We start from the raw sequence: 12,087 nt of genomic DNA on the forward strand, positions 1-12,087 counted from the left end.
GTAAATGGTGTGTTAAGTTTGTAAGCAAAGGTAAAACGCCTTGAAGCACTTATATTCCTAGGTAAACTACCGATAACATTACGCGCATTCTTTCGGAAGATTGATGAAAAAAACGATAATAATCTCAATGCTTTTAGCGGTGGGCGCCGCCACCTACTATTTCACTCAGCAAACCGAAACGCCTAAGGGGCCACGCGGGCGGCCTACGCCTAATGTGGTAGTGGCAAAGGCCGAAATGCAGCCGATTCGTGACGAGGTCGAGGCCCTGGGAACCGGTAAGGCCAACGAATCGATCACTGTGACCCCAAAGGTCACCGACATGGTGACCGAGATTAATTTCAACGACGGCCAGATGGTCGACAAGGGTCAGCTTCTGGTGCGTTTGCAAGACAGAGAGCAGATCGCCCGCGTGACTGTGGCCCGAGTGAAGATGAAAGACCATGAACGTGAACTGGCGCGTATTAGCTCCCTGGTCACCAGTCAGACGGTGGCGGCACTGGAGCGCGACAGGCTGCAGACCCTTATAGATACCGCCAAGGCTGAATTAGATCAGGCGGAATCTTCACTCAAGGACAGACGCATACTGGCACCATTCTCTGGCCGCCTGGGCCTGCGTCAGGTGAGTCAGGGCAGCCTGGTAACCCCAGGTACTGTGATCACCACCTTAGATGATATCTCCACCATCAAACTGGATTTCTCCGTGCCAGAGCGCTTCCTACAGTCTCTGGCGATAGGTAAGTCGGTCGAGGCCAGCGCCGTAGCCTTCGAAGGCGAGCTCTTCACCGGTAAGGTGGTCTCTGTCGATAGCCGCATCAATCCGACCACCCGCGCGGTGACCGTGCGAGCCGAGATCCCCAACAAGGGGATGCGCCTGCTACCCGGCATGTTGATGAAGGTGAAGCTTATCAAGCAGAGCCGCGAAGCACTCATCATCCCAGAGGCAGCCATTATCCCAATTCAGAAAGATCACTTCGTCTATCTGGTGAATGATGAGAACGTGGTCGAGCGTCGTCAGGTGCAACTAGGCCTGCGTAAACGCGGCTGGGTGGAGATTGTCGGAGGTGTCGATGTTGGCGAGCAGGTGATGGTACGTGGCATTCTCAAGGTGCGCCCAGGCGATACCGTCAAGGTTCAATACAGCGAACATTTCAGTTTCAACCAACAAGCTAAGGTGGAGCCGCTAGCATGATCTTGACGGATTTGTCGGTAAAACGACCGGTTTTTGCGTCCGTCATCAGCATGTTATTAATCGCCTTCGGTCTGGTCTCCTTCGATAAACTCCCCCTGAGGGAGTACCCCAATATCGATCCGCCGATCGTCTCGGTGCAAACCAACTATCGCGGCGCCAGTGCCGCCGTGGTGGAGAGTCGCATTACCCAGCTGGTGGAAGACAGGATCAGCGGCGTCGAAGGGATCCGCAACATCAACTCCTCCAGCAGCGATGGTCGCTCATCCGTAACCTTAGAATTCGACGTCGGCCGTGATATCGAGGCGGCGGCCAACGATGTCCGTGATCGTATCTCGGGCCTGCTCAACAACCTGCCGGAAGAGGCCGATCCCCCAGAGGTGCAGAAGGCCAATGGCGGTGATGAGGTGATCATGTGGCTCAACCTGGTCTCGGATCAGATGAACACCTTGCAGCTCACCGACTATGCCCGTCGTTACCTGGTAGATCGCTTCTCTGTGATCGATGGTGTGGCAAATATTCGTATCGGTGGCGGTAAGGTGTATGCCATGCGGGTGTGGATCGACAGGCAGGCTCTGGCGGCCCGTAACCTGACGGTATCGGATATCGAATCTGTGCTGCGCTCAGAAAACGTCGAGCTGCCGGCCGGCTCGGTGGAATCTCAGGACAGACACTTCACCGTGCGTCTAGAGCGTACCTTCAAGACGGCGGAAGATTTTAACAATCTGGTGCTGGCCGAAGGGGAAGATGGTTACCTCATCAAGCTAGGTGACGTGGCCAGGGTAGAGATTGGCTCGGAAGAGGAGCGTATTACCTTCCGCGGTAACCGCGAGGCCATGATTGGCCTTGGGATCTCCAAGCAGTCGACCTCCAACACCCTGGAAGTGGCCCGCGCCGCCAACGCCCTGGTGGATAAGATCAATCCGACACTGCCTGCCGGCATGGAGATCAAACGCTCCTACGACAGCTCGGTGTTTATCGAGGCCTCTATCAAGGAGGTGTATCAGACCCTGTTTATCGCCATGTTCCTGGTGATTGTGGTGATCTATCTCTTCCTTGGCAGCGTGCGCGCCATGTTGATCCCGGCGTTGACTGTACCAGTCTCCCTGATGGCGACCTTTATCGTGCTCTACGCCTTGGGTTACACCATTAACCTGCTGACCCTGCTGGCGATGATTCTGGCTATCGGTATGGTGGTGGATGATGCCATCGTGGTGCTGGAAAACATCCACAGACGCATTGAGGAGGGCGACTCGCCCCTCAAGGCGGCCTACTTAGGTTCTCGCGAGGTGGCCTTTGCCGTGGTGGCGACCACCCTGGTATTGGTGGCCGTGTTTATGCCGATCACCTTCTTAGAGGGAGATCTGGGTAAACTCTTTAAGGAGTTTGCGGTGGCCATGAGCGCCGCGGTGATCTTCTCTAGTCTGGTGGCCCTGACCCTAAGCCCCATGATGTGCTCTAAGCTGCTTAAGCCTGCCGGGCAAGATCCTTGGCTGGTGCGCAAGATAGATGCGGGCATGAACTGGCTGTCGACCGGTTACCGTGCGACGCTTAAGCGCGCCATGGTCCACCCCTTTATCGTCAGCTCGCTGGTGGTTATCGCCTTAGGGCTTAGCGGCTATCTGATGACTAAGGTGCCGCAGGAGTTTGCACCGCAGGAGGATCGGGGATCTATGTTCCTGATCGTCAACGGTCCTCAGGGAGCAAGCTTCGAGTATATCAGCCCCTACATGGATGAAATTGAAAATCGCCTGATGCCCCTGGTGGACAGTGGTGACATCAAGCGTCTGCTTATTCGTGCGCCGCGCGGCTTTGGTCGCAGCGCCAACTTTTCTAACGGCATGGCGATCATCGTGCTGGAAGACTGGGCGGACCGTCGCAGTGCCTTTGAGATCATTGGTGACATTCGTGCCCGTCTGTCGGATCTCGCCGGTGTGCGCGCCTTCCCCGTAATGCGTCAGGCTTTCGGCCGCGGGGTGGGTAAGCCGGTGCAGTTTGTGCTTGGAGGCCCAAGCTATGAAGAACTCGCCAAGTGGCGTGACATCTTGTTGGAGAAGGCCAAGGAGAATCCTAACCTGGTCGGCCTGGATCACGACTATCAGGAGACTAAGCCTCAACTGAGGGTGGTGATCGACAAAGACAGGGCGGCGGACCTTGGGGTCTCTATCTCGCACATTGGCCGCACGCTCGAGTCTATGCTGGGCTCGCGTTTGGTGACCACCTTTATGCGTGACGGCGAAGAGTATGACGTGATCATCGAGGGTAACCGGGATAATCAGAATACTGCCAGCGATCTGAGTAACATCTATGTGCGCTCGGACCGCAGCCGTGAGCTGATCCCGCTGGCTAACCTGGTCTCGGTAGAGGAGTTTGCCGATGCCAGCCAGTTAAACCGCTACAACCGTATGCGCGCCATTACCATAGAGGCCAACCTGGCCGATGGTTATAGCTTGGGTGAGGCGCTAGATTACCTTAACAATCTGGCCTACACCTATCTGCCGGCCGAGGCGGTAATCAGCTACAAGGGGCAGTCTCTGGACTATCAGGAGTCTGGCAGCTCGATGTATTTCGTCTTCCTACTGGCGCTGGGTATCGTCTTCTTGGTACTCGCGGCCCAGTTCGAGAGCTATATTCACCCTATGGTGATCATGCTGACCGTACCTCTTGCCACCTTGGGCGCCCTAATCGGACTCTGGGTGACAGGCCAGAGCCTGAACATCTATAGCCAGATAGGCATCATCATGCTAGTGGGGCTGGCGGCCAAGAATGGTATCTTGATCGTCGAATTTGCCAACCAGCTGCGGGATAAAGGGATCGAATTCGACACTGCGATCATCCAGGCGGCAAGCCAGCGTCTTCGTCCTATCCTGATGACGGGGATCACCACGGCGGCGGGGGCCATTCCGCTGGTGTTGGCCCAAGGTGCAGGCGCCGAGACACGCTTCGTGATTGGTGTGGTGGTCTTGTCGGGTATCATACTGGCGACCTTCTTTACGCTGCTGGTGATCCCTGTGGCCTATGGCCTGATCGCCAGAAATACCGGTTCGCCGGAGGAGATCAGTCAGCGACTGGAGGCCGAACTAGCACAAGATCAACATCACGAGTCAGGCCTGAGAAATGCCGACTAGATAAATGAGAAGGCCAATCACAAGATTGGCCTTTTTTGTCTCCGTAAGACGGCTATCTGTGTTTTGATTCAGCGGCTGCAATGGTTTTTGGAACTGTATGGTCAGCTTGACAGCTTCTTAAAAACTAAAGCAAAAAACTTCATTCAAAATCGCTAAATAATAGGATTTGACCACTAACGTCTCATTAACAAGTGACGGCGAATATAGTAGAGTGACAACAGAACTTGGTTGCAACAGGGAGAATGCAGATGACATTATCAATCGAGACTAAGCAGCATCAACCCAAGTCGGCGCCTGCAACACTGCAGAAAAACGCCATTCGAGTCGATGGACGCCTCAGCATGAGTCGAGAGGCGCTCGACTTCAAATCTTTTAGCTCAAATTGCCTCTATGGCCCATACCACCTGCCACTCAAAGAGATAGTCAAGGTCGAGACCTGTTGGGGTAAGGGCGCTGGGATCTTACCGATCACGCCAGATGGGATCCAGGTGAGCCTCAGCAACGGTGACCGCTATCAGTTTATCGTGGCCGATCCCGAGGCCTGGGTGAAGAGTCTCTCTTCATAATCAGGTGCAATAGATATCCGTAGTTTGCCAGCTCATTTATAACTCTAATTGTAACGCCTGAATTTAAGGCGTCATTCTTAAAGTAAGTGCATAAGGCAATAGAGATTCATCCGAGGTGCTGAAATCTGGACCTTGTTCATTTCATTAGCACTAACTAAAAGGCGAGTCCTGTCTGGGCTGGCCTTTTTTGTTTCACCACTTCCTTGATGTTTTCACTGTATCTCTAGCAGTTTCTTTGCATTGCGAGTTCTTTACTTCCAGGCTTAGTTACAATTCAGATAGGCAAGCCCAGAGCGTTAGCCGACATGGCGCTAGACATAGCTAAAGCCAAGCATGCACAGCGCATTCACTCCTTTTCAGTCTATTACCCAGGTTGACGTTTCTTGACGCAAAAAGTTTGTCATAGGTAAGGCCTTTGTAATTAATCTGTTAAGGAAATTTATGTTAATTAAACAACGCAATTGGAAATTGGCTCTGCTGGCTGGGGTGGCTGTGATGATGGCTGCCTGTGACTCGGATGAGACCAGCAGTGATGCCGCGGCCTACATTCAGTTCTATAACGCCTCGCCCAACAGTGTAGCGACCCACTTGGTGCTGGATGAGCATGCCTATACCGCGGTGGAGTTCAGTGATGCCTTGCCTCGCTATCAGTATGCGCTAGGAGAGGCCGAGGCCAGTATTCGCGGCTATGATGCAGGTGGTGATACGGTCGAGTTGCATGAATTCTCGTTGGATCTCAAAGATGGCGACAATCACCTGTTTGTTCTTATCGGCGACTATGAGAGTAGCGAATACTTAGACATACGTTATGAGCGCAGCGAGATGGATGAGATCAACGATGACGCCGACAGCGACGAGAGCAAGATGCAGATCTTGGCGGTGCACGGGGCCATGGACGAGGGGGCCTATGATCTGTACCTGGCCAAGGCCGGTTCGAGCTTCAGTGAGGCTGAGTTACTGGGCAGCCTCAGCTACAAAGAGAACACAGAGGCTGTGATGCTGGATACCGGGGAGTATGTGCTCTATCTGACTGAGCCGGGTGAGAGTCAGCCGGTATTTCACACCAGTACCATGGTGTTAACCAGCGAGACGGTCAATAAGCTGGTGCTGCATAACAGCTTCGGTCCGGGAGAGCCTAAGTTAGTTGTGGATAATGTCGACTCGACCGGCACGCCTGTGGGGTATGTCAATCAGGATGCCGACGCCGAGTTTAGGGTCTACAACGCCATGAACCAGGCGCGATCGCTCGATCTTCAGCTGAGCAGCGATGCCCAGAATATTAACCTGACGGCGCTTACGCCTAATACCCTGAGTGATTTCAGCGCGATAGATTATAACGACTATGGCGTTAGCGTGTTCGATACAGGTTCTGCTGATCTGCTGGCCAATAACCTGCTGGTAACCTTCAACCAGGATGAGAGTAAGACCTTAGTTATCTATGATAATCAGGCTGGGGAAACCCTGGGTATGACCATCGCCCACGATCACAGGCCGAACGCCTTCGAGCATACCCTGACGGTAGCCAATCTCATCGACACCTACGACAGCCTGGATCTCTACTTAGTACGCGATGGTGAGACCATAGATACGGCGGCCTATAAGCTGACTTACCTGAGCTTCACCGAGCTAGCGCAGATCAACCTGCCGACAGGCGATTATGATATCAGCCTGGTACACAAGGAGGATAACGGCACCCTGACCTTAGTGTATCAGTCGGATGCGCAGGCTATTGATCAGACGGGCAATTACACCTTAGTGCTGAGCCGGGACGAAACCCAGCCATTGGGGCACAGGGCTATGCTGTTCCAATAGGAAAGTGAAATGTTTGAGCTGAGAAAATAAGGCTCAGAAATTATGCGCAATAAAAAAGGCTTACCTGGGTAAGCCTTTTCTGTAGTGATGCGAAATCGTCGAGTCTAGCGACTATTTTCATCTGCGCTAGCTTTATCTGCGCTAGCTTTCTCTGCGTTAACCTTGTCTAGGCTATCTTTGCCTGCGCTATCTTTGCTATGTTTGTCATTAGCGCCTTGGTTTTTTACCTGAGGCTTATGATGGGGCTTGCCAAATTGCGTCATCTTAAACTTGTTGCTGTATTTGAGCACCGCCAGGTTACTTGCGATCACCCCAAGCACTAAGATGATGATGAGCCAGACTTCGAGACTCGACATGGCTATTTCCCTCTCCTGATCCAGTAACGGCTAGTCTACCGCAAGGCGTGCTTCGCAGATGCGAATATCTTCTGGGGTATCGACCTCGGGCGAGTCGAAGGCGCTGATGGCAACCTTGATCCTGTGGCCATGTTCCAGTGCGCGCAGCTGCTCCAGCTTCTCGAGATCTTCTAAACGGCCAAGTGGCAGCTTATTGAAGGTTCTGACAAACTCGCGGGTGTAGGCATACACGCCTAGGTGTTTGTAGACCGGGTAGTCATCTGTGTCACGGCCGAAGGGGATGCGGGCGCGAGAGAAATAGAGGGCGTTAAATTGGTTATCGAACACCATCTTGACGTGCTTGGGATCGTCAAGCTCATGCTCTTCGGTGATCTCATAGCCTAGGGTCGCCATGCCGAACTCCCCTGGATGACGCTCAAACAGTGTGATGATCTGCTCGATGGAGATAGGATCGATCAGCGGCTGATCGCCCTGGAGGTTGATCACCAGGTCATCGTCCGCCAAGCCAAGCTGGGTGATTGCATCCTCGATTCTGTCGGTGCCGGAGGCAGCATTGGCATCTGTCATGACTACCTTACCGCCAAAGGCTTCAACGGCCTCCTTGATGCGCAGATCGTCGGTGGCCACATAGATGGCAGTTAAGCCTTTTGCCAGCGCCGCACGCTCGTAAACGTGCTGGATCATCGGCTTACCGTTAATCGGCGCCAATGGCTTACCCGGAAAACGGCTTGAGCCATAGCGAGCAGGGATTAACAGAGTCACATTCATTTGGATATACCTATCAGTTACAGTGTGCCGCAGTGCATAAGAGAAGGGGCTCACTAGGAGCCCCTTACACCTTGAGCTTACAGGTTAGATTCGACGGAACAGTTTAGTCAACATTTCGTCTGTGACTTTCTCTTCCCAACCTTCGCCATAGACGTTGGCCCATAGTGGCCCCATGCTCTTGGTGACGGCAACCATCTTAGCGATGGTTTCATCTGGCAGATCTTTACAGATGTTCTTAGGCAGTGTGATGTTGTGCTTGTCCATCATCTGACGGAACTCGGCCACACCCTCTGGGTAGAACTCTTCCAGCACATCGAACGCCAGGCAGTTACCGATACCATGGTGGTAACCCAGTACATAGCCAAGGCCGTAAGAAACGGCGTGACAGGCACCAACCTGGCTGTAAGCGATGCTCATGCCGCCCATGTATGAGGCCATCATCAGCTTGTCATCTTTCTCTGGGTGATCGTCCAAGAAGACTTCACGGCAAAGATCCATAGACTTCTCGGCGAAGGCCTTGGCAAATTCGTTCAAGAAGGTGCCTTGTAGCGACTCGACGCAGTGGATGTAGCAATCCATACCTGTGTAGAACCACTGATCTGTCGGCACGCCGTCGATCAGCTCTGAGTCCATGATGATCTGGTCAAATACCGTGTAGTCTGAGTTCAGACCTAGCTTACGAACTGGGCCACACAGTACCGCGGTGCGAGAAGCTTCTGCGCCGGTACCAGAAACCGTTGGGATACCGATATGGTGCACCGCTGGGTTCTTGATCAGGTCCCAACCCTGATACATGGCGCTGCCACCTGGGTTAGTCAGCATGAGTGATACTGCCTTGGCCAGATCCATGGTGGAACCGCCGCCCAGACCGATAACGCTGACAGGTAGCTTGCTGTTGAAGGCTTGTACCTGCTCGGTGAGGTTGTCTACCTGCTCTGTGGTTGGCTCGTCGTCTACGTTAACGTAGATCACAAGATCCTGAGGCTTAGCGGGTACGCGCTGGGCGAGGGGCTTGTCCTGATGCACATCATCGATCAGGAAGACCACGAAATCGTCGCCTTGCTTACGCTCTTCTTCGAGCACTGTATCCAGTTGCGCGAAAGAACCACGACCAAAGATCATTTTCGGTACGCATTTGAAATTTTTAAAACTCATTACAGCATTCTCCATTGAGACATCTAGTGTAAAAAGTAACGTCGCAGGGCCGAGTTGGCCACTGCGACAGGGAATTTGAGAGACGCTAATTAAGCGGCGAAGGCACGCTTGATGTTCTCGATGCGCTGGGCGATCTCTTCTTCAGTCCAAGAGAGCTTGATCAGCATCGAAATGGTGCGGCTCATGATGGCATCAGACTTAGGCACAGACACCTGAGTATAGTCAGGTTTGTCGGCAATTAATGTGATCGGCAGAGCGGCTGGTGATTTAAGCTCTTGAATGTGTTTCCAGTTTGACAGGTAGTGCCAGTTGTTCACATACCAGTAGAAGCAGCCGTCAACGCCGTTTTCGGCCAGTTTCTTGCTGATCTCTTGGGTGCGGGCCTCGGTTGGTAGCATGAAGCTTAGGAAACCGGCAGAGTCGCCTTCTGGATCCGGGATCTCGCGGAAGCTCACCTCTGGCAGTTCGGCCATGGCATCTTTAAGCAGCTTCTTGTTCTTGCGTTGGATGTCGATGATGGTGTCTAGCTTACGCAGCTGCGCCAGACCCAGCGCCGAGTTCATCTCAGAGATACGGAAGTTCAGACCCATGATAGGGTGACTCTCTGCGCCGCGATCGTTACCAACATGGTCATGGCCATGGTCAGAGAACATATGGGCGTGGCCGTAGATGGTTTCATCATTAGTGATCACTGCGCCGCCTTCACCACAGGTGATGGTCTTAACAGAGTCAAATGAGTAGCAGCCAACATGGCCGATAGTGCCCAGTGCCTGACCCTTGTAGCTACCGCCGATCGCCTGACAGGCATCTTCCAGTAGCACCAGGTTGTGCTTCTCACAGATAGCCTTGATCTCATCCATCTTGGCCATAGAGCCACACATGTGTACCAGGTTAACCGCCTTGGTACGAGGTGTGATAGCGGCTTCGATCCCTTCTGGTGACAGACACAGGGTCTCATCGATCTCGGCAAATACGGGTACGGCACCGGCCATAAATACGGCTTCGACAGAGGCCACGAAGGTAAATGGAGGAACGATCACTTCATCGCCTGCGCCGATGCCTGCAGCGGCCAGTGCCGTCTGCAGGGCAGCGGTACCGCTCGAGAGCAGGTGGGCGTGTTTGACATTCATCTTCTCGCAGAGCAGTTGCTCCATCTCACGCGTCTTCCAGCGGTCGTTACGCATGTGATCAAAGTTGTAACGGAAGGTAAAACCGTTCTCCATTACGTCAGCAACTTCCTGCTTCTCTTCAGGACCAAATAATTCAAAACCAGGCATGGAATAGTTCCTTAGCATTCGCTGCGCCCGCGGCGCGAAAAATAAATCAAAGCGAATTATAAACGCGATGGGTGTAAAACTGCGATGTTTATTAAGGAATATTTACTGAAATAAGCGGCTTTTTTTGGCTTTTAGTCGAGGGGACTTAGCGATAGCGCATGATTTGACCATCATGCGCTGAGATTGCCGCTTCTGAATGGGATGCAGGCCTGTACGAAAGAGCAAGATGGCCCGTATCTGATGGAGAATTTAGCCTAACGGCGGGCAAAGGTTTCGTTGTCTACCGTGACGTCGAGATCCGACAGCAGGCCGTTTTCGACGCTGTAGATCCAGCCGTGTACCGCTACCTTCTGACCGCGCTCCCAGGCGTCTTGCACTATGGTGGTGCTGGCGACATTGCCGACCTGCTCGATGACGTTGAGCTCACACAGGCGATCGAAGCGGGTCTTCTCATCAAGCTCCGCCAGCTCCTTGGCGTGCAGGCGATGGATATCGCGGATATGGCCCAGCCAGTTGTCAATGAGTCCGAGGCGATCATTGCCCATGGAGGCCTTGATGCCGCCGCAGCCGTAGTGGCCGACCACCATGATATGTTTAACCTGGAGCACCTCCACCGCATATTGCAGCACCGAGAGGCAGTTGAGATCCGTGTGGATCACCATGTTGGCGATGTTTCTGTGAACGAACACCTCGCCCGGCATGAGGTCGATGATCTGGTTCGACGGTACCCGACTGTCCGAGCAGCCAATCCACAGATATTCGGGATTTTGCTGTTGGGCCAGTTGTTCAAAGAACTTAGGATTCTCTTCCAGGATGCGGTTGGCCCAGCGGCGGTTGTTGTCGAACAAAGGTTTAAGTAGTTTCATTTAGTTAAAATCATGTCTATGAAGAAGATTTTGCAGGGCAGCATTCTAACATCAAATAGTTACCCTGCTGGTCTACTCAGTCTAGATGCTATCCCTTAACTAGGGCTAATCCGGATAGCCGTCGACCTGAATGTTCGCCTTATCCTAAGTGCTTTCCGAAAAAGTCACTCAGGTGCTGATTGATCCACTCACTCTGTTCCAGTGTCGAGATATGCCCCGCCTCGGGGATATGCAAAAACTCGCTGCCGTCGATGGCATCGTGCATCAGATAGGCCTCCAGCACGGGTCTGGGCTTATCCTGGGTGCCCGTCATGATAAGGGTCGGCAGGGTCAGCTGCTCGATATCTTCCATGATGTCGCGGCGACCGAAGATGATGCGGCCAAGGCGTGATATGCTGTCGAGTCGCTCGGGCGCAATGCTCGCGAGCGACGCCTTAAAGGAGGCGATAAGCTCAGGCTGTTTCTGCTCGACATTGTCACTAAAGAATAGCGGCGCTATCTGCTCAATCAGCGGCTCAGGTAACCGACCTGCGGCAGTCATGGCATCGAGCATGGCGTAATACTTGGCGCGGCTGACTTCGGGTTCGAAGCCGAGGAAACAGCCCATCATCACCAAGGTCTTTACCCGGCGCGGCGCCATCAGGGTCAACTCGGCGCCCCACATGCCGCCAACTGACAGGCCAAGAATGGAAAACTCATCGATCTCCAGGCTGTCCATCAGCGCCAGATAGTGCTCGGCCAGATGTTTGAGCGAGCGGCAACCGCTTGGTAGAACATCTGAATGACCATGCGCCCAGAGATCGGGCACGATACAGCGGTAGTGCTGGCTCAGGTGGGCAAGCTGCGGCGCCCACATGGCGCTGTCCCAAAGGTAGCTGTGGCCCAGCAGGAGTACAGGTCCCTGGCCGATATCCAGATAGCTCATCTGCTGGCCGTTTAGATTGAAACTATGACGAAAACTGTCGAGGTTCAT

10 protein-coding genes are annotated in these 12,087 nt (G+C 53.4%); 4 read left to right on the forward strand and 6 right to left on the reverse strand.

Annotated features, from left to right (window positions below; translation table 11 throughout):
* Positions 1 to 103 precede the first annotated feature (103 nt).
* The 4 genes from K0J45_RS09445 to K0J45_RS09460 all read left to right on the forward strand — a co-directional run bounded on the left by K0J45_RS09445 (position 104) and on the right by K0J45_RS09460 (position 6,692).
* Positions 104 to 1,189 (forward strand): efflux RND transporter periplasmic adaptor subunit, encoded by a 1,086-nt coding sequence (locus K0J45_RS09445; RefSeq protein WP_220045082.1) that lies wholly within the window; start codon positions 104 to 106, stop codon positions 1,187 to 1,189.
* Positions 1,186 to 4,314 (forward strand): efflux RND transporter permease subunit, encoded by a 3,129-nt coding sequence (locus K0J45_RS09450; protein WP_220045083.1) that lies wholly within the window; start codon positions 1,186 to 1,188, stop codon positions 4,312 to 4,314. Before K0J45_RS09445 ends, K0J45_RS09450 begins: the two co-directional genes overlap by 4 nt.
* A gap of 248 nt (positions 4,315 to 4,562) precedes the next feature.
* Positions 4,563 to 4,880 carry a hypothetical protein gene (locus tag K0J45_RS09455; RefSeq protein ID WP_011865651.1) on the forward strand — a complete coding sequence of 106 codons (318 nt, stop codon included), beginning with the start codon at positions 4,563 to 4,565 and terminating at the stop codon, positions 4,878 to 4,880.
* A 441-nt stretch (positions 4,881 to 5,321) separates the two neighbouring features.
* A complete protein-coding gene (locus K0J45_RS09460) occupies positions 5,322 to 6,692 on the forward strand; it encodes a hypothetical protein (protein WP_220045084.1) in 1,371 nt (456 codons plus the stop codon).
* A 104-nt stretch (positions 6,693 to 6,796) separates the two neighbouring features.
* Here the strand turns inward: K0J45_RS09460 and K0J45_RS09465 are convergent, their stop codons facing one another.
* The 6 genes from K0J45_RS09465 to K0J45_RS09490 form a co-directional block, all read right to left on the reverse strand.
* Positions 6,797 to 7,048: a DUF2897 family protein gene (locus tag K0J45_RS09465; RefSeq protein WP_220045085.1), complete on the reverse strand. Its 252-nt coding sequence runs from the start codon at positions 7,046 to 7,048 to the stop codon at positions 6,797 to 6,799.
* Between the two features lie 30 nt (positions 7,049 to 7,078).
* Entirely contained in the window at positions 7,079 to 7,816 is a 738-nt protein-coding gene (gene kdsB / locus K0J45_RS09470) for an 8-amino-3,8-dideoxy-manno-octulosonate cytidylyltransferase KdsB (RefSeq protein WP_220045086.1), read from the reverse strand.
* A gap of 84 nt (positions 7,817 to 7,900) precedes the next feature.
* Positions 7,901 to 8,971 (reverse strand): 3-deoxy-alpha-D-manno-octulosonate 8-oxidase KdnB, encoded by a 1,071-nt coding sequence (kdnB, locus tag K0J45_RS09475; protein WP_011865655.1) that lies wholly within the window; start codon positions 8,969 to 8,971, stop codon positions 7,901 to 7,903.
* An 89-nt stretch (positions 8,972 to 9,060) separates the two neighbouring features.
* A complete protein-coding gene (kdnA, locus tag K0J45_RS09480; protein ID WP_220045087.1) occupies positions 9,061 to 10,248 on the reverse strand; it encodes an 8-amino-3,8-dideoxy-alpha-D-manno-octulosonate transaminase KdnA in 1,188 nt (395 codons plus the stop codon).
* Between the two features lie 254 nt (positions 10,249 to 10,502).
* Positions 10,503 to 11,114, reverse strand: a complete 612-nt coding sequence (gene can, locus K0J45_RS09485; protein WP_011865657.1) for a carbonate dehydratase — start codon at positions 11,112 to 11,114, stop codon at positions 10,503 to 10,505.
* Positions 11,115 to 11,253: 139 nt separating this feature from the next.
* Complete coding sequence (locus K0J45_RS09490; RefSeq protein ID WP_220045088.1) at positions 11,254 to 12,087, reverse strand: alpha/beta fold hydrolase; 834 nt, start codon at positions 12,085 to 12,087, stop codon at positions 11,254 to 11,256.

It is taken from the genome of Shewanella alkalitolerans, from assembly GCF_019457575.1.
In the GTDB taxonomy this organism is placed as follows: domain Bacteria; phylum Pseudomonadota; class Gammaproteobacteria; order Enterobacterales; family Shewanellaceae; genus Shewanella; species Shewanella loihica.